This is a genomic window from Neiella holothuriorum (genome assembly GCF_019457915.1).
GTDB classification, from domain to species: domain Bacteria; phylum Pseudomonadota; class Gammaproteobacteria; order Enterobacterales; family Neiellaceae; genus Neiella; species Neiella holothuriorum.
The window spans coordinates 219103-243617 of sequence record NZ_JAHZSS010000001.1 but is presented as its reverse complement, the minus strand read 5'-3'; the positions used below and the strand labels follow the sequence as shown (position 1 = coordinate 243617).

Annotated in this window: 21 protein-coding genes; 9 read left to right on the top strand and 12 right to left on the bottom strand. The window is 49.0% G+C overall.

Features of this window, described 5'->3' with window-relative positions; genetic code table 11:
- Positions 1-5: 5 nt before the first annotated feature.
- Positions 6-1091 (bottom strand): CNNM domain-containing protein, encoded by a 1086-nt coding sequence (locus tag K0504_RS01115; RefSeq protein WP_220102295.1) that lies wholly within the window; start codon positions 1089-1091, stop codon positions 6-8.
- A gap of 127 nt (positions 1092-1218) precedes the next feature.
- Positions 1219-1608 (bottom strand): rhodanese-like domain-containing protein, encoded by a 390-nt coding sequence (locus K0504_RS01110; protein ID WP_220102294.1) that lies wholly within the window; start codon positions 1606-1608, stop codon positions 1219-1221.
- A gap of 176 nt (positions 1609-1784) precedes the next feature.
- Here K0504_RS01110 and K0504_RS01105 point away from each other — a divergent pair, with 176 nt between their 5' ends.
- From K0504_RS01105 to K0504_RS01090, 4 genes are all read left to right on the top strand, one after another.
- Positions 1785-2102 (top strand): c-type cytochrome, encoded by a 318-nt coding sequence (locus K0504_RS01105; protein WP_220102293.1) that lies wholly within the window; start codon positions 1785-1787, stop codon positions 2100-2102.
- Positions 2103-2349: 247 nt separating this feature from the next.
- Complete coding sequence (locus tag K0504_RS01100; RefSeq protein ID WP_220102292.1) at positions 2350-5058, top strand: family 14 glycosylhydrolase; 2709 nt, start codon at positions 2350-2352, stop codon at positions 5056-5058.
- A gap of 268 nt (positions 5059-5326) precedes the next feature.
- Entirely contained in the window at positions 5327-6670 is a 1344-nt protein-coding gene (locus K0504_RS01095; protein ID WP_220102291.1) for an MFS transporter, read from the top strand.
- A complete protein-coding gene (locus K0504_RS01090) occupies positions 6667-9048 on the top strand; it encodes a GH36-type glycosyl hydrolase domain-containing protein (RefSeq protein ID WP_220102290.1) in 2382 nt (793 codons plus the stop codon). The genes K0504_RS01095 and K0504_RS01090 overlap by 4 nt, the downstream gene beginning before the upstream one ends.
- 105 nt (positions 9049-9153) lie before the next feature.
- Here K0504_RS01090 and K0504_RS01085 read toward each other — a convergent pair whose 3' ends face one another.
- Positions 9154-11049, bottom strand: a complete 1896-nt coding sequence (locus tag K0504_RS01085) for a M1 family metallopeptidase (RefSeq protein WP_220102289.1) — start codon at positions 11047-11049, stop codon at positions 9154-9156.
- A 264-nt stretch (positions 11050-11313) separates the two neighbouring features.
- On the opposite strand from K0504_RS01085, the gene K0504_RS01080 reads away from it, so the two are divergent.
- Positions 11314-11478 (top strand): hypothetical protein, encoded by a 165-nt coding sequence (locus K0504_RS01080; RefSeq protein WP_220102288.1) that lies wholly within the window; start codon positions 11314-11316, stop codon positions 11476-11478.
- Between the two features lie 61 nt (positions 11479-11539).
- Here K0504_RS01080 and K0504_RS01075 read toward each other — a convergent pair whose 3' ends face one another.
- The 4 genes from K0504_RS01075 to K0504_RS01065 form a co-directional block, all read right to left on the bottom strand.
- Positions 11540-12355, bottom strand: a complete 816-nt coding sequence (locus K0504_RS01075; protein WP_220102287.1) for a mechanosensitive ion channel family protein — start codon at positions 12353-12355, stop codon at positions 11540-11542.
- A 137-nt stretch (positions 12356-12492) separates the two neighbouring features.
- The gene (locus K0504_RS01070) at positions 12493-12672 is read right to left on the bottom strand and encodes a hypothetical protein (RefSeq protein ID WP_220102286.1); all 180 of its coding nucleotides are present in this window, start codon (positions 12670-12672) and stop codon (positions 12493-12495) included.
- A complete protein-coding gene (locus tag K0504_RS18460; protein WP_264082950.1) occupies positions 12650-12772 on the bottom strand; it encodes a hypothetical protein in 123 nt (40 codons plus the stop codon). Before K0504_RS18460 ends, K0504_RS01070 begins: the two co-directional genes overlap by 23 nt.
- The gene (locus K0504_RS01065; protein ID WP_220102285.1) at positions 12769-13104 is read right to left on the bottom strand and encodes a hypothetical protein; all 336 of its coding nucleotides are present in this window, start codon (positions 13102-13104) and stop codon (positions 12769-12771) included. The genes K0504_RS18460 and K0504_RS01065 overlap by 4 nt, the downstream gene beginning before the upstream one ends.
- Positions 13105-13267: 163 nt before the next feature.
- Here K0504_RS01065 and K0504_RS01060 point away from each other — a divergent pair, with 163 nt between their 5' ends.
- On the top strand, positions 13268-13822 hold the full coding sequence (locus tag K0504_RS01060) for an RNA methyltransferase (RefSeq protein ID WP_220102440.1): 555 nt from the start codon (positions 13268-13270) through the stop codon (positions 13820-13822).
- On the opposite strand, the gene K0504_RS01055 is transcribed toward K0504_RS01060, so the two are convergent.
- The gene (locus tag K0504_RS01055) at positions 13779-14687 is read right to left on the bottom strand and encodes a LysR family transcriptional regulator (protein ID WP_220102284.1); all 909 of its coding nucleotides are present in this window, start codon (positions 14685-14687) and stop codon (positions 13779-13781) included. The genes K0504_RS01060 and K0504_RS01055 overlap by 44 nt on opposite strands.
- Positions 14688-14877: 190 nt before the next feature.
- Between K0504_RS01055 and K0504_RS01050 the strand changes: the two genes are divergently transcribed.
- Positions 14878-15861 (top strand): potassium channel beta subunit family protein, encoded by a 984-nt coding sequence (locus K0504_RS01050; protein WP_220102283.1) that lies wholly within the window; start codon positions 14878-14880, stop codon positions 15859-15861.
- A 168-nt stretch (positions 15862-16029) separates the two neighbouring features.
- Positions 16030-16527, top strand: a complete 498-nt coding sequence (locus K0504_RS01045) for a hypothetical protein (protein WP_220102282.1) — start codon at positions 16030-16032, stop codon at positions 16525-16527.
- Between the two features lie 118 nt (positions 16528-16645).
- On the opposite strand, the gene K0504_RS01040 is transcribed toward K0504_RS01045, so the two are convergent.
- The 3 genes from K0504_RS01040 to K0504_RS01030 all read right to left on the bottom strand — a co-directional run bounded on the left by K0504_RS01040 (position 16646) and on the right by K0504_RS01030 (position 21004).
- Complete coding sequence (locus tag K0504_RS01040) at positions 16646-17767, bottom strand: M14 family metallopeptidase (protein ID WP_220102439.1); 1122 nt, start codon at positions 17765-17767, stop codon at positions 16646-16648.
- 175 nt (positions 17768-17942) lie between these two features.
- Positions 17943-18761 (bottom strand): hypothetical protein, encoded by an 819-nt coding sequence (locus tag K0504_RS01035; protein WP_220102281.1) that lies wholly within the window; start codon positions 18759-18761, stop codon positions 17943-17945.
- Between the two features lie 98 nt (positions 18762-18859).
- Positions 18860-21004: an FUSC family membrane protein gene (locus K0504_RS01030; RefSeq protein ID WP_220102280.1), complete on the bottom strand. Its 2145-nt coding sequence runs from the start codon at positions 21002-21004 to the stop codon at positions 18860-18862.
- A 284-nt stretch (positions 21005-21288) separates the two neighbouring features.
- Between K0504_RS01030 and K0504_RS01025 the strand changes: the two genes are divergently transcribed.
- Entirely contained in the window at positions 21289-23118 is a 1830-nt protein-coding gene (locus K0504_RS01025; protein WP_220102279.1) for a Na/Pi cotransporter family protein, read from the top strand.
- 77 nt (positions 23119-23195) lie between these two features.
- Here the strand turns inward: K0504_RS01025 and K0504_RS01020 are convergent, their stop codons facing one another.
- Entirely contained in the window at positions 23196-24479 is a 1284-nt protein-coding gene (locus tag K0504_RS01020) for an L-lactate MFS transporter (RefSeq protein WP_220102278.1), read from the bottom strand.
- Positions 24480-24515 lie beyond the last annotated feature (36 nt).

The window sequence follows — 24515 nt, the reverse complement described above, 5'->3', positions numbered from 1 at the left end:
AAAGCTCAGCGCGAAAAGCGACTTTTGGATGAGCTAGACGAGGTGGGTTGTTGTTTTCGGTCGAGCTTTAACGAGCGGCGTTGCCACCAGCGTTTGGCAACCACTTGTAAGTCGGCGCTGCGATCACTTTCATCCATGATCTCAAGCCCAAACAAGGTTTCTACCATATCTTCCTGAGTCACAATGCCTTCGGTTTGACCATATTCATCCACCACCAACAAAATGTGGCTACGCTCTTGTATACAGAGATCAAAGGCATGGGCTAGCGTGGTGGTTTCGATTACCGCTTTGATGTCGCGTTTGAAATCAACCAACGGTCGTTCGCCTTCGCCTTTGGTCATCGCTTCGAGTACGTCGGTGCGAATAATGAAGCCGGTGATATGTTCTTTGTCATCTTCAAACACAGGGATTCGAGAGAAGTGCTTTTTGTCCTGTTGCTGTAAAAATTCAGCAATCGTCAGCGACTGATCGGCAGAAAACACCACCACCCTTGGGGTCATCACATCACGTACTTTGGTTTCTTTGAACTTAAGCAAGTTCAATAAGATGGTCGCTTCTTCCGACGCGATATGACCTTCTTGCTCACTCACTTCCGCCATCACTGCAAATTCGCTACGACTTAACCCTTGCTGCGGTTTGTGACTACTCAACATGCCCGTAATCAAATCGGACATTTTGATAAACGGATACAACAGAATAATCATGTAATGCAGGCTGTAAGCCGTTACGGTCGCCAATCGTTGCCAATACTGGGCACCAATCGTTTTTGGAATGATCTCGGAGAAAACTAGAATCAAAAAGGTCAGTACCGCAGAGAAAATTCCGAGCGAGGCGCTGCCAAATACGGTTGCAGCCTGAGCGCCAGCTCCTGCGGCACCAATGGTGTGGGCAATCGTATTTAAGGTAAGAATCGCAGCCAACGGCGCGTTGATGTTGTCTTTAAGTTTACGAAGTAGCTGGCCACTGCGTTTGCCCTGCTTTTCTTGCAGTGCGATAAATGGCGTACTCATACTGAGCAGCACAGCTTCAAAAACAGAACACAAGAATGAGACCAATATGGCCAAAAGTACAAAAGCGATGAGAAGTGTCATCAGGTTGTTGGTTGCCTCCAAATATAAGCAATGAGTTGAATCGATAATGTCATTTGCCAGTAATAGCTAAGACTGTATTCGATTCGCTTTAGTTCAGTACATCGAACGGCGTTACGACAACGGCCCGTTACTGATGCGGGTTATGTTCCGATTCTAACAGCGACACATACCCGCCGCCATTATAGACCTGTTGAAAACCGGCTTGCTCCAACGCTTGCTCTGCAATACCACTACGTCGGCCACTTCGACAATAAACCACCACGGCGCCATCAGCAGGCAGCTGATAGTGCTTGGCTCCAGCAACAATTAGCTGGTAAGGAATATTTATAGCCCCAGCCAAATGGCCTTGCTGAAATTCCTCTGCCGTTCTGACATCAATTAAGGTGGCACCCGCCACAACCTGTTGCCATGCAATGGTCGGATCTTTTGCTGCCGGCTCAGCCACAGCCACCTTGACGATAGCGACTGAAGCCAACAAGGAACACACAACAGCAAGCAAGCGAATGGTCTTAATCATAGAAATTACCGTAAAAATCCGTGTATACATTTGAAGCCAAAACAATAACAGTAATTTGAATAGGATAAAAAAGTTTGACCAACACCCGCGCCTTTATGTGAATCCCACGTATAATTTTTTGCAGAGTACTCACGAGACTATCAGGTGTTGACCATGAACACTGCTAAGGAGAATGTATGAAAAAGATGTCGATTGGCTTAGCGCTAGCGACAGTGATGCTGGCTTCACCGGCCATCGCTGGCGATGTCGCCAAAGGTAAATCCATTGCCGAAACCATCTGTGTCGCTTGCCATAATCCAGTGACGGGTGAAGGCAACATGGAAATATACCCAAACATCGGTGGCCAAAAAGAAACCTACCTAAAATCGTCCATCAAAGCGTATAAGGATGGCCAACGTAGCAGTCCAATGGCTGGCATCATGAAAGGTATGGTGATGGACCTGTCCGATGAAGACATTGATAACGTATCAGCGTACTTCGCCTCTCTTAAGTAACCGGTTTCCAACAGTTTTTCTTTAAAAAAGCGAGCTTTTTAGCTCGCTTTTTTAATGCTAAACAAACAGAACTGGCGCATAATTTAGAACTGTTTCGTTGTCTTTGATCGATCCTGAATATCATCGACTACCCTTGGTAGCAGCAAGGCAAATTAAATTAATTACAACAATAACAAATTGCTGCACCAATTCTTTGCAACAACACAGCCGCGCTGAAAGGCTAACTCAGCGTAGCAAGGACTAGGTTATGGCCAAATCACACTACCCATTGGCCGTCTGGCTATACGCACCAGCTGATTTACATCGGCTGATGTATGCACTCGCGTCAGATCTGACGCTGCAAAAGGGCCTGACGCAAAAATTCACGCATGCCCGCAAGTTGGGTGTCGACGGTATTATTGTGCCCATCAGCTGGCGGATTGTGGCGCCGTTTCATCCCGATAACGCCAATGATGCCAAGTCATGGCGAGGTTATCGGATGTTGTTTGAGTTACTCCGCTCCGCTGGCCTCAATATTATTCCCGAGTTTAATTTTGCCACCAGCGGGCTATCGGATGTGCGCCAGCAACAATTGATGCCCGACTGGTTTTGGGGCTACTTGCCGCACTGTGCTGCGCAAAAGCAGTGGCCGCAAGACTGCCTGAAATATGTTGATAGCGCAGGCCGTGACAATATTGCGGCACCAAGCCCTTGGGCAAGCGAATTGTATTTGCCATTCGTTGGCCAATGGCTAAAAGGATTTTTCCAATTTTTTGAAGACTTCGCCGCTCATGTGCCACACATCATGCTTGGTGTTGGCCCCGAGGGCGAATTGCGTCACCCGCTACTGAAGCGACACGGTAAACCAGTCCAACTCCCCGTATTTAGTGCGTTGTCCAAAGCCGACTTAGAGCAGCAAATGCGCCAGCGTTATGGTTCTAAAAAAGCTTGGTATGAGCAATGGCAGGTCCAGCCGGAACTATCAACGGGTAAACTGTTAGAGCAGGTGCAGCAAGAATTCGTTGGGCTATATGGTCACATTAGCGCCAGCGAGCCCTTTCAACTTTCCAGTGCTGCCAAAGGCTTTTTCGACTGGTATCAGGGCGTATTAATCAGTCATGCAAAAACCTGCGTGGGATTAGTTGATGAGCAAGTACCAGCGGCATGGCAAACATCACTTGGGTTGCGCTTGCCCACGACTTTTTCCAGCCAAGGCAGTGAGCAAGATCAGCGTGTGCTGGCTGCATTTGCGGGCTTACAACTCTCCGATCAACCGGATCAAGAATTCGATTTTTTCAGTAAATTGCTCGATGGCCTAGGACACGTTACACAACGGGCTCTGCGCCTAAATGTCACAGGCCTTGAACACGCCAAACACTCGCATCGAGTTTCCCACTGGTTAACCCAATTAAAGCAGCTCGATCTGCCAATCATTGCCGAGAATGCCGGCATTGATGCGCTCGCCGAGCACCCAACGTGGGATAGCTTAATTCAACGAGTGACCAAACAACCCACCATGGCGGGTTGGGCGCTGCGAGATCTCAATAGCGCACTGGATCGTCAGTCAGCCGGGCCATTCCGACTACGCCAACTTGCCCATTTGAAACACGGTGGCAGCGCCGATCCACAACAAAGTCGTAAAATATTTCGGGTGATGGGGCCGCTGCACCTCAAGGTGGCCAACCAGAAATTACTGCTGCAAGAAGAGAACTGGGCGGAGTTTGAAGCTCAAATCAAAAAGCTCAGAGGCATTGGCGTCAGTGCTATTTCCACTGACTTATGGTGGGGCTTGATTGAAGGGCCACAGCCCGACGTGTTTGATTGGAGCTACTACGACCGAATGCTCGAAGTGCTGGCAGCTCATGACATGCATTGGGTCCCCATTTTGTCGTTCCACCAAGCTGGCGGTAACGTCAATGACGACTTTATGCAAACCATTCCGTTATGGCTCTGGGGTAAGATTTTAGTCGCCCACCCTGAATTAGAGTCGGTGCGCGATCTCCAGTACGTCAGTGAGTCCGGCGATTCGTCAATGGAGTACATGTCGCTTTGGGCCGACCAATATGTACTGCCGTACTATCGTCGATTTATGGAAGCGTTTGCCGAGCATTACCGCGCCCACGCCCATTTGATTGACGAAATTAATATCAGCCTTGGCCCTGCTGGCGAGTTGCGCTATCCAAGCTATAACGCTCACGACTGGGGCAACTACCCGAATCGCGGCACCTTGCAGTGTTACAGCCGACCAGCGCAGCAAGATTGGCTCAACTATTTAAGCCAAAAATACCGTTCACCGGAGGCCATGAACTACGCATTAGGCACACAAGTACGCGACTTCAGTGAAGTGGCATTCCCTGAGCCGGAAGAATTATTCAACAACAAGCAGTACATGCACAGCGCCTTAGGCCGCGAATTTTTGTATTGGTACCAGCAAGCCTTAGTCAATCATGGCAAAACCATTTTGCAATGTGCGGCAACGGTATTTAGCGGCCCGATGTCCCATGTGCCACTCGGTATTAAAGTGCCGGGCATTCATTGGGAGGTGAGCGATCCTGCGATGCCTCGCGCCGCTGAAATCACCGCGGGCTTGATTGCACCTCACGCCAATATGGGGCCGCAGAACAATGGCGAGTACGCTCGTTTGCTCGAAGATCTCATTCCTAAAGCCTTACGCAGCCGAGTCGTTTTGCATTTCACTTGCCTTGAAATGATCAACAAAGACTATGAAGGCTACTCTCGGGCGGAAGATTTGGTGAACTGGATGGCGGATGCCGCTGCCGAAGTTGGCGTTAGTCTGATGGGCGAGAATGCCTTAGCCGGTGAGCTGTATGGTAAACAAGGCTGGGCTCAGATCACTCGAGCGTTAGAGCGCCAACCCGGTTTTGGCGGCATTACCTTATTGAGGCTGCAAAACCTATTCGATGACCATCCGCTACCGTTACAGCAATTAAAAGCTCTCATCAACCGCGAGCAATAGCCCTCGGTTTCCCGCCACTCAGGCGTTCATTGAGTAAAATGAACGCCTGAGTGCGATATTATCGACATACCAAATCGATTATTTCAAAACACCCCACAGTCGTTTTTTTAATCAAAAATTCGACCTAAACCTCAATCCGCCACTCTCCTTATTGCGCTTTTTGTTCGCTCATGGAACCTTGAAAAGAAATAATGAAAACGTTTTCTTGCAAATACGAACTAATACCATTGTTCGTATCAGCAACGAAAATCGGAAGGGTTGGAGAATCATGGAACAACGACGCAGTAAGCTGTCATTAGCCGAAAAAGTTGGCTATGCCATTGGTGATACGGGGTTTAATTTTTTCTGGAAGAACATCGAGGTGTACTTGCTGTTCTTCTACACCGACGTGTTTGGAATTTCCGCCGCAGCTGCGGGCACCATGTTTCTGGTCACGCGCATCATTGATGCATTTAGCGATCCGGCGATGGGCTACCTTGCTGATCGAACTCAAACGCGCTGGGGCAAGTTTAGGCCTTACCTGCTGTGGGGCGCGTTGCCACTAGCCGCCGCAGCCGTACTGACCTATACCACGCCCGATCTCGATAGCGACGGCAAACTCATTTGGGCATACGCCACCTATATCATGATGATGCTGGCTTACACCTTGGTTAACATCCCCTATTCGGCCATGCTTGGGGTGATTACCGCTGATGATCAAGAGCGTACTAATCTCACCAGCTTTCGTTTCGTTGCGGCATTTAGTGGTGGTGTCGTTGTCACTTGGGGCACGCCTAAATTAGTGGCCTGGCTGGGCGCCGGTAATGACCAACTGGGCTGGCAACTCACCATGATGATGTACGCCATTGCCGCCTGTGCGCTGTTCTATTGGTCATTTGCCGCAACCACTGAGCGGGTGATTGCCAACAACCAACAACCTTCGAACTTCAAACAGGATGCCTGTGATTTACTCGGCAACAAGCCTTGGCTGGTATTGTTCTGGCTTGGTTTGGTGGTGATCATGACCATCTCGCTACGTAATGCCGCCAGTGCCTATTACTTTAAATACTTCGTCGAACGGCCTGATTTAATGGGCTCGTTTCTTACCGCCTGCATGGTCGCCTATGCCGTTGGTGCGGCAGCCACTCCTTTACTGACACGGGTTTGGGAAAAGCGCCAACTGCTCATTGGCCTCATGACATTGGTTGGCGTGCTCTCCATCGCCATGTATTGGCTGCCCGCTGATGCCATCAGCTTAATTTTCTTATTTGGCGTACTCATTTCTCTGGCTTTAGGTCCCAAGTCCCCCTTGGTTTGGAGCATGTATGCCGACACAGCCGATTACTCGGAATGGCAAAACGGCAGACGCGCCACTGGGCTAATTTTTTCATCGGCCACCTTTGCCCTGAAATTAGGTGGCGCGGGCGCCGCGGCCATCATCGGCTGGTTACTGGCGACTATGGGCTACCAAGCCAATGAGGTTCAAAACGAGCAGTCGTCGCAAGCCATCGTTTGGCTCGTAACTCTAATTCCGGGTGGCTTCGCGCTGCTAGCAGCTTGGGTTGCTAGCCAATACTCTTTAAGCCGAGCCAAGCTGCTCGATATTCAACAACAGTTGGAGCGCCAATCATGACGTCTTCGAAACCACCCATTCTCTCTTTTGCAAACGATGGCAGTTGCAGCTTATTTAGCCCAACAGCGATGCCAGCGGCGTCTAGCTTTTTGTGGAATTCCCGAATGATGGCGCAATATAACTGTCGGGGGTATGTGACAGCACAGTTTATGCAGCCTGAGCCGGCCAAATATTCGAAAGGTCCGGGGTTGGAAGCAACCACCTTTATGCAGCCAGAGCAACCCTACTTCAGCCACTACCCTGGTCGTTTTTTTTATATTCAGGAGCGGGCGACTAACACCTTGTTCTCTGCGCCGTATGAACCTTGCCGCGTTGCGCAAGCTGAGTTTGAGATGCGCAGCGCCAGCAATAGCATTCAGTGGCGCGTTAAACATCAAGGCATTGAAGCACTAATCACCACTTGGTTGGGTGACGATGAAGTGGCTGAATACTGGAGCTGCCAACTTATCAATCATTCTCAGCAACAAAAATCGTTGACGCTAACGCCTTATTTCAGCGTCGGTTACTTGTCATGGATGAATCAGCAGGGATATTTTGATCGCACCTTGAATAGCATTGTTTGCCCTGCGGTTACTCCCTATCAGAAAGTGGAGCAATACTTTGCCAATCATCATTTTGCCGATACCACTTTTCTCTGGGCGAGCACCCCGCCCGATTCATGGCAGGCAAGCCAGCAAGGGTTTGAAGGCGAAGGTGGACTGCACCGGCCGTCAGCCCTAGAGCAAGACGCTCTGCCATGCGAAGCCGCGATCTATCAAACACCGGTCGCAGCGCTACAGTATCAGCTCACCTTAGCCGCAGGCGAAACATCTGAGCCCTTGTTGTTGGTGTTTGGAGCAGCCAAAAACACACAAGAAATCCATAAACGAGCAAGCAACTGGCGCACTACTTTTCTTGAGTTGATCAACGGTGACTTGTCACCGGCCATTACAAAAATGCAGGCCCACCAGTTCAAAACCGATCTGCCAGATCAATGGCTGCAGCGTCAGGTCAATCACTGGCTCCACCGGCAAGTGACCTATCATGGCGAAACCAACCGCTTAACGACGGATCCGCAAACCCGAAATTATCTGCAAGATGCGTTAGGGATGTGTTTTATCGAGCCAACTCGAGTCCGCCAAAGCATCATCACCGCATTAAGCCAGCAGCATCAATCCGGAGAAATGCCCGATGGCATTTTGCTGCACCCCGACGCCGAGCTGAAATACATTAATCAGGTGCCCCACACCGATCATTGTGTTTGGCTGCCCATGTTGCTTGAGACTTACTTACAAGAAACCAATGACTTTGAGTTGCTACAACTCCAGTTGCCCTATGCTGATAGCGAGCAGGCAGACACGGTACAAAGCCATATCAGCAAAGCGATGGATTGGCTAAAACATAAAACCGATAAGCGCGGGCTTAGTTTGATTGAACAAGGCGATTGGTGCGACCCAATGAACATGGTGGGCTACAAAGGTAGTGGCGTTTCAGCTTGGCTCACCATCGCCTCTGCTTACGCCTGCCAACTCTGGGGCAACATTCTGAAGCAAGCCGGAGAATCCGCACCAACCACTCATTACCAAGAGCTCGCAGCAGAATTTAGGCACAGCTTTAATCATCACTGTTGGGATCAGGACTGGTACTTACGAGGCATTAGCGATGACGGCATTGCATTTGGTACCGCCGCCGATCAACAAGGCCGCATCTTTCTCAACCCACAGAGTTTTGCACTGTTAGCCAACGCGCCAAACGAGCAGCAAATTGAGCAAATCCGCCGATCAGTGCGCCACCATCTCAACACGCCATTTGGGCTGCAAATGCTGGCGCCAGCATTCACCCAGATGCACGAACACATTGGCAGAGTAACGCAAAAGTTTCCTGGCTCGGCAGAAAATGGTTCTGTCTATAATCACGCCGCGGCGTTCTATATCTACGCCTTATATCAATCTGGCTTTGGCGATGAAGCGTACCAATACTTAACCCGTTTGTTTCCGAGTGATTGTCCCGACGATCAACTCCGGCGCGGTCAATTACCGGTGTTTGTACCGAATTATTACCGAGGGGCGCACGAGTATCATCCAGAACACAGTGGCCGTTCCAGCCAACTGTTTAATACCGGCAGCGCAGCGTGGGTATACCGCATTATCATCCAATGTTTATTTGGTTTTGTTGGCGATCAACAGGGCATTAAACTGACCCCGCAATTGCCAAGTCATTGGCAACGATGCTCCCTAACTCGGAGCTTCCGTGGTGCCACAGTCACCGTCAATTACTGCCGAGACGCAGCAGTTAGCCAAACTCAAATTCACTGCCCACACGCCAAAGTCGATGGCCAACACATTAGTGGTCTACAAGACGGCCAGCACTATGACATCACAGTGACACTGCCAACTTGATAGCGACATAGAACACATAGGCTGCGATGAGTTTATCGCAGCCGATTCCAGCCAATAAAAAAGCCACCCGGAGGTGGCTTTTTTTAATTGCGGTTCGTATGGAGACTAGTTCACGAACTTCTCGTTAATTTTCACCGTCAGCGGGTGATAACCAGCTTTTGCTTCATCAAACACACGTTTGGCAAACGCTTTGCCTTCTGGCGTTTGGCTGAGCGATTCATAGAGCGGCTTCACCAGCTTATTGCGGCCAATACTTTTCAGGAAGCTTTCCAGTTGCGGCCATGCCGGTTTGTAATCATTAGCCACCACCAACATGAGCCAGCTGTGGGCTATTTCATTGTTGCTGCTGTTAGTTAATGCAAAGGCGCCATCTAAATCTGCGAGTTGCTCTTGGGTTAAGGTTTCAGGCATGTTGTTCAGGAAATACAGCCATTGATGAACAACCCAGTTGTCGGTAGTGAGGGCGGCGGCATTTAACTCACCAGCCAGCCAAGCAGTCCGTGCTTGATCAACCAACGTAAATGCCGGTGACTTCGGCATTGGGTGCCCGTCTGGCAAGCCCGGCATATGAATCCAAGAAACAATGCGTGTTTCATCCAAGTCATAAGGTTTAATCAATTTCTCTTTGATGTAAGCCTCAAAAGTTGCGGTGTCTAAGCTCTTGAAGGCGAAATCAGCAAAGTATTGCAGCAAGAACGCATCAAACGCTTCGCGGCCAACCTGCTGTTCGATCTCGCGTAAGAACAGGGCGCCTTTTTCATAAGGAACATCACTAAAGACTTCATCGGGATCGCGCCCCGCCAAGTCAATTTGTAAGCGAGTATCTTCTGGCGCCATCACCGCCATATCGGCTTGAAGATCTTGAAAGCCTAGCAACGCTTCCATGTCGTAACGTTCAGTGCCGTATATCATCTCCATGATGCGGTAAGTCAGGTATGTGGTGAAACCTTCGTTCAGCCACAAGTCGCGCCAACTCGCGTTAGTGACCGTATTGCCCGACCACGAATGCGCTAATTCATGTGCAATAAGCGACACCAGCGACTTATCACCAGCAATCACCGTTGGTGTGATAAATGATAAACGTGGATTTTCCATGCCACCAAACGGGAACGAGGGCGGCAAGATCAATAAGTCATAGCGATCCCAGCTGTACGCACCGTAACGTTGCTCGGTCACTTCCAGCATCGATTCGGTATCTTCAAACTCCGCCACAGCTGAAGCCAATACGCTTGGCTCAGCGTAAACGCCTGTGCGCTTACCCATAGGAGCAAACTGCAAGTCGCCCACGGCGATGGCTATGAGGTAGGCCGGAATGGGCTGCGGCATGGTGAAGTGATACTCACCGTCGCGCGCCGTATCGGGCTCGTTGCTGGCACTCATCACAGCTAGCAATTCTGGCGCAGTGGTAATGCGTGCTTGGTAAGTGATCCGCACACTCGGCGAATCCTGCAATGGAATAAAGCTACGCGCATGAATGGCCTGCGCTTGGCTAAACAAAAATGGCTGTTTTTTGCCAGCCGTTTGCTCTGGCGTAAGCCACTGTAAACCGGATGCACTAGGCGATGTTTCGTAGTGAACGGTGACGGTTTCAAGCTGCGTCGGTAATTCAATGATCAACGCACTACCGAGGTGATGATCGGCTGGCGCGAGTTGAAACGCTAATTCAGCATCACCAGCAGTCACTTTGGAAACCATCAAATCGCGGCTATCAAGTATCAACTGTGAGACACCGGGCTGCAAATGCTCCAATGTGAGTGTGGCGCTACCCGCCAGTACTGAGCGTTCAAAATTAACAGCTAAATCAAGCGCCACATGGCGCACAACAACTTGGTCAAAGTTGCTGTACGAATGAGGATCGGCAGCATTGGTTGACACCTCGACCGATTCAACGGCGGCAGTTGTTTGACCGGCTTGAGGCGTTGCAGATTCAGGCTGCGGCGAGCAACCAAGCGTCGCCATGATGATCAAGGCGGCTGAGACATAAGAAACAATTGATTTCATAGAACGAAAACTTTTCACCACAAAAAAACACCGGCCAATCGTGGCACAACCGTAGCGGCGAGAAAAGTAGAATTGTTGCTAAGAGGCTTTGCTGCGTGAGGATGGTGCTTTGAGTTGATAAAGCCAATACCGACAAAAAACCACTAAGCGATTAAAGTCATAGCTCTAAACCTGTTTTACATCACTTATTTATATCAATTAAATCAGTTATATTAGCAATCTCGACTCAAGGGATTTGAGCAACGATAACGAAAAGGATTTTCAGTGAACATCTCCCCTCCTCTGGTTTATAGCTGGCTCCAAACAGCTAACGATTTTAGCAAACCGCAAGAACGTGTTGATGCGATTGAGCGCATTGTTGAATGTTTCGGATCATTTGAATTGGCCGAACGCTATGTCGAAATTCATATTTCCGAAGCGCGCCTATAGTCATTCTGCCAAATAAAAAAGCCACCTGGTTGCAGGTGGCTTTTTTTGTATTCAGCTGAATTTACTGATTTTCAACTTTATGCAGGTACACATCTTGTTGCGGAAACGGAATCGAAACGCCTTTGCTATCAAAGGATTTCTTAACCGCTTCAATGGTGTCGAAATGCACACCCCAATAATCTTCCGAGTTGACCCATAAACGCACGGTAAAATTCACCGACGAATCGGCTAATTCGCCCACTTTGATAAACGGCTCAGGATCGCTCATCACACGCTCATCGGCATCGACAATCCCTTGGATCACAGCTCGTGCTTCATCGATGTCATCGCCATAACCAATACCAAACACAAAGTCGACTCGGCGGGTTTTCTCAATGGAATAATTCACCAGCGATCCCGTAGACAGAGGCGCGTTAGGAATGATGATGGTTTTGTTATCTGGCGTTTTGAGGATAGTGACAAAAATTTGGATATCGGATACCGAACCAATAAATCCTTGTGCTTCAATCACATCACCCACTTTGTAAGGCTTGAACAGTAAGATGATTACGCCACCAGCAAAGTTCTGCAACGTGCCAGACAAGGCCATACCAACTGCCAAGCCAGCAGCACCCAACACCGCAATAAAGGCCGTCATTTCAATGCCAACCATGGTGGCAACTGAAATCACCAAAGCGACTTTAAGCAAGGCGCCAAGAACGCTCGTCAAAAAGCCGCGTAACGATGGCTCTACATCTTTTTTGCTCATCGCCAAATCAGTTAGGCCCAAAACTTTTTTAATGGCCCACCAGCCAACCCACAAAAAGACAATGGCGAGCAACACTTTGGGCAGATAGGCCATAGCAAGCGTCACACCCTGTTCAACGTAATTTTCCATTCACTTATCCTTAGTTCTACAACATATAGCTACAAATCAATGCATCCGCAGAGATTAGTTCAATAACTCTAAGTTGCAACATTTGTCAGACAAGAAATGGCAGTTAAAACAGCAGGCTGCTCGGCTTCTGTGTGTTGCTAATTCGCCGAGCGTGAGCGTGCATCAAGTAAGGCGCTACGGGCCGCACTAAGTTGCTTCAACATTTTGTGGTTGTCATCGCACCCGCGGAATCTCAATTCCATGAATGCCGCTTCAATGGCATCCTGCAATGCCAGCACTTCAGCTTCCGTCAGTTTAACGCTCGTTGTTGCTGACATGGTCAATCTCCTTGGCAATGGTTAATTGATAGTTGCCAACCGTCATGGCTGACATTGCGACTTCAATCCAGCTATGGTCTGTCTCAACATGGGCCGTCACCACCAAGCCGAGATGTCATCGGCATGGCGCTCTATCCGCACACCAGCACCATGAACAACTGCAGAAGCATCGCCATCAAGCGACTTGAACTCAATGCGATAGGCTTGGCCGGCAAAACCAGCCACATAAACATAACTCATGTGCTCGCCACCGACGATGTCGGCGCGCACATAGGGCCCTGCATTGTCGTTGCCATCATCATGAAAACTAAGGTAAGTGAAATCCCGGCTGACGCTTTGCTGTTGGTGCAATATTGACGCACTCCAACTCACAGGGCTGATGAAAATCGACAATATGGCGATGACACGAAAAGACAGCAGTAAGCGGTTCATTCAGTTCTTAGTGGTTCAGCATTGATAGGGCCAGCATAGCTTTAACCGTGAACATCATTATTGAGCTACGCCATATTTCGCCAGCGACTTGTTGCTAGGATAGTGCGCAATGTACAATTCCGCGCCTAATTCGCAACACGGTATAACCGAGACGCTCGTTCCCATGACGACAACCACCAACCAAACGCATGTCACCATTGGCTTGCTCAATCCCAAAAGTGCCACCAACGTTGGAGCTGTGTTACGCGCCGCGCAGTGTTATAAGGCCGATGCCATTCGCTATACTGGTCAGCGTTGGGAACGTGGTGCCAAATTTCATACCGATACAAAAAATGCCGCCGCCCATTTTGACATTGCTAGCGTTGATGATTTGCTGACAACCTTGCCGCCAAATACTGCAGTGGTTTGCGTTGATTTGGTTGAAGGGGCAACAGCTTTGCCTGAATTTGAACACCCAGCGAACGCTATTTATGTGTTTGGCCCCGAAGATGGTTCAATACCACAACCAATGATCGATCGTGCTGACCGAGTCACTTACGTGCCCACCATCGGTTGTTTGAACCTTGCCGCCACCGTGAATGTTGTACTGTACGACCGGTTGGCCAAATCCAACTCAACGTTTGGTGGCGATGAGTTGATTCGTGCCAGCCGCGACAACAATAATCAAACTCAGTTTAAGTCGGCGATGACTCAAACTGCGCCAACAGATGAGCAATAAACAGCTTCATTCGAGTGGAGTGTTCAATACGTTGCGGGTAGACCAGCCAAACGTGGCGCGACTCAATCTGATAGTTTTGAAACAATCGCTGTAACCGGCCAGCCGCAACATGCGGCTCTAGTAGATGCTGCGGCGCTCGCACCAACCCATTACCGGCTAAACAAGCTTCTACCAACACGCCATAGTCATTGACAGCAAAGCCCCCATGGGTGGCAATATCACTCACCTCATCGTGCCCTTTGACGATTCGATGTAACACCCAATTACGCCAATCTGGATGCGATAAGCATTGATGATGGCGTAAATCAGCCGGCTGCTCTGGTATGCCAGCTCTCGCCAAGTATTCATCGCTAGCGCAAATCCAATGCTCGTAACAGGTGAGTTGGCGCGCAATCATATTCTCCGGCGGTTGCTCAGTAACTCGGATAGCCAGATCGTAATTGCGCTTGGCAAGATCTTCTAAGTGATTGCCAACATCAATTTCGAATTCAACTTGCGGATATTGCTGGCGAAACGAATTGCAAATTTGCATCAGATACGCCGAACCAAAAAATGCAGGAGCGGTGATGCGTAACACGCCACTGACGGATTGATCGCTATGGCTGAGATCTCGCTCGATATCCAGCAATGTGCGATTAATGTCGAGCATTTGCCGCAACACCTTTTGCCCTTCAGTGGTTAACCGAACTTTTCGGGTAGAACGAATCAACAACTGCGTTTTAAGTTCGGATTCTACTTGGCTGATCTGCTGCGATAAGTAACTACGAGAAATATCTAATTCATCCGCTGCTTTTGAAAAGCTAAGGTGTTCGGCAACCTTCGAAAACAGTAAAAGCCGCTCTATCCGCTTATGTGATTTGGCCAATCGTTAAGTCCTCAGCTTTCATGAATCCACTCTATTATTTGATAATAAACCATTAACAACAAACCATTGGTTGGTATATCAAACTGTCTTTTTAGCTACATCGCTTTTTCCAACCTGATCAACACCTATAATGAGTGCCATTCAGTACAACGCTCACCTTTGTTCATTCTTGCTCACAATGGAGTATCCAATGCAATACCGACGACTAGGCCGCAGCGGCCTGCAAGTAAGCGAGCTTAGCCTTGGCTCTTGGGTCACTTTTGGTCAACAAGTGGATTTAGCTGATGCCAAAGCCATCATGGCGCACGCCTACGATGCTGGTATTAACTTCTTTGACAATGCAGAAGGTTATGAAGCGGGCGAGGCTGAGCGTTTGATGGGTCAAGCCATTGCCGACCTCGGTTGGAGTAGAGATAGCTTTGTGGTGTCGAGTAAAGTGTTTTGGGGTGGAGAAAAACCAACCCAACGCGGGCTGAGCCGTAAGCACGTATTTGATGCGTGCCACGCAGCCCTGTCGCGCCTGCAAGTCGACTACTTAGACTTGTACTACTGCCATCGCCCCGACATCGATACACCAATTTATGAAACCGTGCGCGCCATGCACGATTTGGTAAGCCAAGGCAAAGTGATGTATTGGGGTACCTCCGAGTGGAATGCGCAGCAAATCACTGAAGCTTGGGCCGTCGCCAAAGCTGAAAACCTAATTGCTCCTGTGATGGAGCAACCACAGTACAACATGCTCACGCGTGACAAAGTTGAGGGCGAATTCGCACCGCTCTATTCATTAACTGGACTTGGGATCACAAGCTTCTCACCACTCGCTAGTGGCTTGCTAACCGGTAAATATTTAAATGGCATTCCAGATGATAGCCGTCTCGCGCTGCCCGGCTATGAATGGTTACGCGACATGCTAATGGGTGAAGACAACAAGCTGGCGCAGATTAAGCAGCTCGATGAATTGGCCCAATCCTTAGAGCTGCCTCTGCATCACTTGGCACTCAATTGGTGTTTGGCAAATCCACAGGTCAGCAGCATTATTCTTGGCGTATCCAAATTGGCACAATTGCAAGACAACCTGCAAGCGGTCAGCCACGCCGATAAATTAACGCCGCAGGTCATGGAACAAATCGACACTATTTTGGCCAACAAACCTGCTGCGCCTCAGCGTTGGTAACCCGGCAAAACCCGGTGTCGGCATACAAATTGGGTGCACAAATGGTCAAGTTACTCGAAACAATCGGCAAGTAATTCCCTTAATCGAGTCGGAGCAGTGAGCTAGTGCGCAGTTCAATGGCAAATCTATTGCTACTATTTTTCCAATATAGCGGCACGAGTGATGCTTATGGATACGATTGAGCAACTATTGCAATACCAAGCACCGGAGATCATTTGCCACCCAGATGGCGAAGGCCATGTGCAAGTTCAAGTTGTTGCGAACGACACTAGCTTAGAGACGCCAACGCCAGCTGAGTTATTTCAAACAATTGAGCAGCAGGCATTGTGGAATGATTGGCAACAAGTTGCAGTGCAACAATCGCCACGCTGGCTGGGCGATCTAATGAGTCACATTGCGATAAGAATGAAAGCCGATCCGAATCAGCTTAATGCTTGGTTAAGCTGCTTCTTTGGTTTAGCCAATCAAGACGCTCAACTAACGGCGATTAGCGATATTAGTGAGTTGCCTTTAGCTGATGCTAGCCCTGAACAGTTATCGGCGTTAATGGATAAAGTAGAAGCGCTGGCGCCTCAATGCTTAACTTCTGAAGATGACGATCTGAGTCAATACTTAGAGCAATGCATGGTGAGCGACGCACTGGAACACTTACGCAGCTACCTCTAGCTCCATCAGGTAATCTACTTTAAACAGAGTTAACGAGCGCAAAAACTGCGCTCTTTTCATTGCTCATATAGGTAAGAAAACAGCGCCTGTGTTGGCGCTGTTTCACTCACCAAAACCGTTAAGCTATGGTGTATTGATACATTGCATTAAGGCTCGCTTCACCCAAACGCATACAACGCTCTGGCGACCAGCCCTGTTCATAGTCCGGTGTATCGACAGTATCTTTGAATGGCATTTCCAACGTCATGGCCAAGCAATCAAAGCGCTCAGCAATGTTGTTAGTACAAACCGTCATATTGGCTTGGCCAGGTTCATCAACGTCATAGCCAAACTTGGTTTGAAAATCTGGGCTCGCTTTGACCAATTCAGCCTTAAACCGATCCAATTGAGACTGTTTGTGCTCGTTCCAGCTTGGAATACCTTCAGCACCAGCAATAAAGTTGTACGGTAAGGCTTCATCGCCATGCACGTCAAAACACAGATCGACACCGGTTTGCTTCATTTTTTCTAGCACGTGATAAACTTCAGGGCTGCGCTCAAGGGTTGGCGTTTGCCATTCGCGGTTAAGGTTCGCCCCCGCCGCATTCGAGCGTAAATGACCGCGAAATGAACCATCTGGATTCATGTTCGGCACGATGTAAAAAGTTGCTCGCTCCAACATTTCTCGGCCAATCGGATCGGACTTATCAAGCACACGACTGATGAAGCCTTCCATCCACCATTCAGCCATTGTTTCGCCAGGGTGTTGACGAGCAATAACCCAGTATTTCAGTTTGCCTTCGCGCTCATCACCAATGGTCAGCATGTCCATATCGCGGCCATCAACGGTCTGCCCCAAAACATCGACTTCGCAATCACCACTGTCAGCAGCCCACGCAATCAGATCATGATGGCGTTCCATTGAATAAGGCGCGAAATAGGCAAAATACAGACTGTTAAGCTCTGGCTCGTGCTCGATGATGAGTTTTCCATCTTCGTATCGGCTATTCACACGAAACCAGTTTTCCCGATCGTATGACGCAACCACTCGGTAGTCATCCCACCCTTCGACATAAGAGCAGCTCGCCGCATTTTCAATCACTAAGCGGCATGCAACATTAGCGGCTCCCGACAATCGGAAATAAAACCACTGCGAAAAATCAGCAGCGCCATCTTCGCGAATATTCAGTGAAATATGCTGTGGGTCTGAGCTGTCGCGGCACTCAATGTTGCCACCATCAAAATGACTGGAAATACGGATCATTTGGTGTTGTCTCTTGTTAGATCAGAAGGAATGGTTGGCCTCCGGGGCCGACCTTAGCCCGCCGAGTATAGTCTCACCACGGCAGGCCTGCATGGCGTTGATTGTGCCACTCCCAAATCTGCTGTAAACCGCCTGCTAACGCTCATTAGGACGAAGCACTGCAACGGAGAATTTACGGTGCGGAATCAGCCGGTAGCAATGGGGATTGGTAATGACTCAGCGTGCCGTTGAGAAAGGGGTTTTGAAGACGAATAACTCGTCTATGCTGAAGATTTAGTTGCGCCACTGCATGCCCATAAAAATCATTAAAACATGCATCAAGGCGGCCGTTGCCTTGAAGGGTTTTCAGGCCAGAATGAATCTTCTCGGCAAGATGAAGCTGCTCGGAGGCGACATAAAATATCAGCGGAAAGGGGTAATACAGCATCAGATTTGGCTCAATGACTAATTGATCCGCAGGCTTAACCATGGACTGGTAGACATCGAGAATCTCATTGGCGCCCAACGCCACATAATCAAATTCATCGCGACTTAACCGTTCGAATAACTCATCAAAGCAGCCACGCTCAACCACCGCACAACCATTGCTTCGAAACAGCCCTGCATCCACCCACGTTGCCGGGATCCCAATGCGCAAGCGCTGAAGATCAGCCAGCTCGGTAATGGCGCTAAATTCAGCCAAGCGCTCTTTTTTAACAATCAGAATGCGTTGCCCAAGCAAGCCATTCGCAATCGGTACATCAATGGTAATTTTGGCTTGGCCGGCAAACTTGGTATTGCCCGCCACCGTCACTAAAGCGTCTGCCGAGCCATTGAGAACATCGCCTTCTTGCTCAGCTTGAGGGAGATCGGTGCTGTCGTGCTCCACCTGCCAGGATTCGCTTTGCAAAGATTCTCTTTGCCATAGCTGCGTAAGCTCTTCCATCACCCGCAATTCATGCTGTTGCCGAACTTTCGACTTGTTGCCGTTCCAAAACCGAATGCGTTGCACAATTAGTTCTCTATGTGTCCCAATAAGTGAATACTCATGTAAGCGCTTACACAAATCAACCTTAAACATGTTGAAATTTGACCTGTGTTGGATTGGTTTTAATCCGGCTTATCGATGGGTGAGGCTAATTGCCAGTCGGTTTGCGCTAACAGCAATTGCCGGATCTGTTGAATGTTCTCATTCAGGCGTAATAGCTGGAAGGTCACCATTAAATCCTGCCCCTGCAAATTCGGAGTTAGCTTCGACAAATAACTTGAAAGCTCTTGATGCTCGCCATGCTCGCCGAGCAAAGGCTGATTTGCCAAGGCCGCTTCCAGTTGATTCAGTTGTTCACTAAGCCGCTCACCAATTCGTTCAACCAATGGCAAAGCGGTCGCCGAAGTAATTGTGCCGCGATGGGATGCCAACGCCGACAAATAAGAAAGATAAGCATGTAAACGCCCCGTCAGCAGATACAACGTTGATGCTTCCGACTGCTTTGAGCGAGGCTCCGCCAACAACGCTTGCCAATGTTCAACCAGCGATGCTTCCGTAACATGAGCGTGAAAACGCGCTAGACGATAGGTTTCATCTTCATGGTGTTGCTGACTCAAATACTGGCTAAAGATGGCACTTTGGTAGTCTTTAATCGCGTGCAGACTGGCGGCAATGACAGCACGAGAGCGTTGTTGCAGCCAATCAGGCCATAGGTAACGCAGTGCCAAAAAGACTAAGCCAGCGGCACCAACGGTAATTAAAATCCGCTTGGCGAACAGCGCTTCGGCATCAAGGCCGTAAAACTGCAGCAAAATCGCCACGTACACAGACACACAACCAACCGCAATGGAGTAACGCTGTTGCAGATACCAAAAGAACACAAACTTAGCCAATACGGCAATCACAATTAAGCTGACGTCAGGCAATGCGAGCCAATACAAAGCGGTTGCTAACGCAATACCGGCAACCGTTCCCACAATACGCTGCCAAAGCCGCTGCTTGGTTTCCGAAAAAGTCGGCTTGGTAATGAACAGCACGGTGAGTAACAGCCAATAGTTTTGGCTATCGGCTGGCAGCAACTGAACAATGCCGTAACCAACAAGCATACAGAGCGAAACGCGCGTAGCGTGGCGAAACAAGGGCGTTTTTCGGCTTAAACAAAGTCGGCCGTAATCTTTCCAATTAAGTTTGTGCTGCTCAGAAAATAAGAAGTCAGGGTTAGGAAATGGCGTTTGCCGCTCTGTTAATTCACACACCTTGCGCAAGTTCGTTAGCAAATAGTTCAGCTGGCTGGCACATTGTTGGCTAAATACTTGCCGCGCCGCTAATCGTTCGATGCTGTCACTTAATGCCGTCAATTCATTTTCAACGGCATCATTCATGCTGTAACTCAGTTGCTGGCGGTATCGCGGTTGGCGAAGCATCCGTTTTGATAAGCCAACCATCACTCGCTGAATCCGTGCAGGTAATGAGGTGTCGGCCAACTCCACGCGTAATTCTTGATAGAGCAAATGGGATGAGCTGAGCCGCTCTAATAGCAGCTGGGCTTTGAAAAACTGCTCCAGATAACCAGACTGACGATTAGCCGTGGCATCCTGCTGTTGCCTCACAATCAATTGCTGACGGACATTAGCTAATGCAGCAGAAGCTTGCGCACCGAGTTTTGCCAGCCGCAAACGCAATTCAGCAGGATCGGTTCCGTCATCAAAAAAGCGGGCTTTGAGTAACTGATATTTCGCCAATGTTGAAAACAGCTGGCGACTATCATGCTCCAAATTAAAATTCGGAATGAACCAGTGCACTAGCGATGACAAAATGAAATAGCAGACGGAGCCACCAACCAGCATCAGCGGCAACCATAGAGGCTCAGCATGATGGTTGTAACTGAGCATGGTAAATACGGCAGTATTTAGCGCACCAAAGCAAATGCGCCCCAACCGAGTGCCGAACGCCGCAGCCATTAACAGCAAATAGGTAGAAATGGCAAGCGCGATGGCAAATAGCCAAGGTAACTGAAACAGTAACACCACAGAGAAAGAGGCCGAGCCAAAACAAATTAGCATGGCAAACAAGGCTGTGGCCCGTTTAGCGTATTGGCTGGGGTGATCCGACAGAGCTGCCGCTGACACGCCCATCGACATGGCGCTCATCATGACCAAATTTTCTTGCAGCCAACCAAGCATCAAAAACACAGCTGTGAGGAAGCTGGCCTTAACCGCCGTGATAAACCATGGCGAGCGCGTTGATGGAGGAGAAAAATAAGCCATAAATACGCCTAAATGCGACTGCGTTTAACGTGCTGAACCTGCGTCTGAGCGACCTTACTTGGTCATCATCAAAAATGTTGACCACGAGAAACAACGCGGCGAGAAACAGCAAAAGTGTGATCTATGTTACATAAATTGCGAGCGAAACAAAAAGTAAAGCCTCAATAACTTCTCTTAACCACTTAACTTTATGATTTATTGCAAAAATGTGACCTCGTCATTCGACTTTATGGCGCCAGCGACGATCAATTAAACATTGTTTTGTTTTCAATCTGGAGTGACGCATGGCTCAACCTCGCCTGCTATCCGTAACAGCAGCCAACCCCAAACGCGTTGGATCGTTCATCATGGTGGTAATGACCACGCTATTATTCATGGCCATTCCCGAGGCGCTTGCGGCTTCTCAATCACCGAATGAGATAGATTACGGGCCAATGCTCATGGGCTTATTTGGCGGCTTGGCGCTATTTCTGTTTGGCTTGGAAACCATGTCATCCGCACTGAAGCGCGCCGCTGGCGATCGCATGCGAACCCTGTTGGCCAAGTTAACCACTAACCGCGTGATGGCGACGATTACCGGAACCGGCATTACTGCCATCATTCAATCGTCATCAGTCACCACCGTGTTATTGGTAAGTTTCATTTCTGCCGGCTTGATGTCACTCACACAGGCCGTTGGCGTCATTATGGGCGCCAACATCGGCACAACTGTCACTGCCCAAATCATTGCCTTTAAAGTGACCAAAACAGCCATGGTGATGATTGCTGTTGGCTTTCTTCTACAATTTACTGCCAAGAAGGAATCTATTCGTCACTACGGCGATATGTTGTTTGGCCTCGGTTTGATCTTCCTGGGTATGAATATGATGGGCGATGCCATGGCGCCCCTGCGCAGCTATGAGCCATTTATTCAAGCCATGGCCCACATGGACAACGTATTCATCGCCATTGCGCTATCGGCAGCTTTTACCGCCTTAGTCCAATCTTCGTCGGCGACCACAGGTATTGTGATTGTGCTAGCTGGGCAGGGTCTGATTCCACTAGAAACGGGCATTGCGCTTGCCATGGGCGCCAATATTGGTACCTGCGTTACGGCGATGCTGGCGGCAATCGGCAAACCCAGAGAAGCTGTCCAAGCAGCAACGGTACACGTGAGCTTTAACCTTATTGGCGTCATTATTTGGATTCCGATGTTAACGCTCTTGAGCGAGACAGCCATTGCCATTTCACCCGTGCATAGCAATCTTGACGGCCTCGCGCGGCAAGCAGCAGAAATCCCGCGCCAGATTGCCAACGCCAACACTCTATTTAACTTATTGAATACCATTGTGATGCTGCCCTTTGCTGGGCTATTTGTTTGGTTTGCTCGCAAAGTCGTGCCACATCAACCCTTGGCCGAAAAGAAATCGATTCGTACCAAGTATTTATCAGATGATTTGCTGGAGACGCCAGATTTAGCATTGGATCAAGCTCAACTGGAACTTGGCCGAGTTGGCCGTCGCGTTTGCAACATGGTGAATATGTTACCGCCACTGACCATCAGCGGCATAAGTAGTGATGAACAGGACCAAATGCGGGCTCAGCTCAAACAAATTGACGACATGGAAGAAGATGTCGACCGTCTCCATGGTGCCATTCTCTCTTATCTCGGCAGGCTAAGACTCGAACCCCTATCCGATCAACAAAGTGCCCGCCAGATCCAACTTATTGGTATTACTGATCAACTCGAAAGTGTTGCCGATTTGGTGGTCGATACCATGTTGCCGCTCACCTATAACGCCTTGAATCACAATATCGTTGTAAGCCCCAAAATGCGTAACGCCTTAGATACCATTCAAGAGCGGGTCAATCAGGCGCTGCTCGATTGTGTTAATGCTGTACGCCGCAACGACCGAGAAATGGCAAGCCGCGTACTAAGAGCCAAGCGAGAGCTCAATTCATTGCTCGAAGCCGTGCTCGAACACCAAGCCGAACGTTTGGTTGAACAAGACGATAAACGGCTTCAAGTGTTCCGATTGGAAATGGAATGGGTGGATTCGCTGAAGCGCATTTACAATTTGAGTAAACGAATTGCCAAGCTGCACTTACGAAAACGTAATATTCGGGAGTCATAAACAAGCGCATAACGCCTGAATCGCTAGGCACAAAAAAGCCGCCTATTGGCGGCTTTTTTATAGCCACAGAGATGAATTTAAGCCGTTACGACTTCACCTTCAGCGGTCTCTCCGTCTTTGGCTGCACGTGCTTTCTTAATGTAGCTAATCATCATTAAAGACGTGGCCAGTGCAACAATAAAGGCACCACCAAAGATATATAGCGTGGTCTCATACGAGCCGGTCAAGGTATGCAAGTAAGCATTGATTTGCGGACCAGCCAAACCAGCCGCCGCCCAAGCCGTTAATACATATCCATGAATCGCACCTAACTCTTTGGTACCGAACAGATCACCAATGAAGGCAGGCAATGTAGCAAAACCGCCACCGTAGCAAGTCAGGATGGTGTACAGCACGATTTGGAACAACAGTACGCTGGTGATATTTGGCAGCAGCAAAAAGGCAACAATCTGAATCAGGAAGAAGGTCATGTATGTTTGACCGCGTCCTAAGACGTCAGAAAACGATGCCCAACCAATTCGGCCTAGACCATTGAACAGCGACATTAAACCGACAACGGCAGCGGCTTCTGCGGGACTCAAGCCAATACTTTCTTGTGCCAGTGGCGATGCGGAATAAATCACCCCAATACCACAAGAGATATTGATAAACATCATCACCCACAAGCCCCAGAATGGACCGGTTTTCACCGCTTCATTGGCCGTCTGCTGCGATAAATCTTCAACTTTTTTCTGTTTACCAGAGTCAATCGCTTCTTTCATATGCGCCGGCATCCAACCTTCTGGAGGCCGCTCAAGATACAGCGCAGACGACATCATGATGACAATGTAAACCACTCCCATAATGAACCAAGTGTTAGCAATACCGTTATTTGCCACACCGAACGATTCAATGATGTAGTTGAAGATAGGAGCGCCGATCATGGCACCAAAACCAAAGCCCATGATGGCTAAACCAGTTGCCAATCCTCGGCGGTCAGGGAACCACTTAACCAAGGTTGAAACCGGCGTAATATAGCCAATCCCCAAGCCAATACCACCAAGCACGCCGTAACCGAGCCAGATGATATAGAGGTTTTCCATTGCGGCACCAAGACCAGCAACTAACAAACCGCCACCGAAGAAAGTGGCAGATAAAAGACCGGCTTTGCGTGGGCCATGTTTTTCAACAAAGTGCCCCATGATGGCCGCAGCCATCCCCAAAAAGAAAATGGCCAAACTGAATGTCATGGCAATTTCATTGTTGGTTGCAGTCTCAATTAACTGTCCCAATGGCTTTTTAAATACGCTGAAAGCATACACAGAGCCAATCGAAGCATGAACACCTACCGCCGATGCGGCTATGAGCCAGCGATTCTTCATTTGTTATCTCCAAATTAATTTTGTTACAGGCACTTT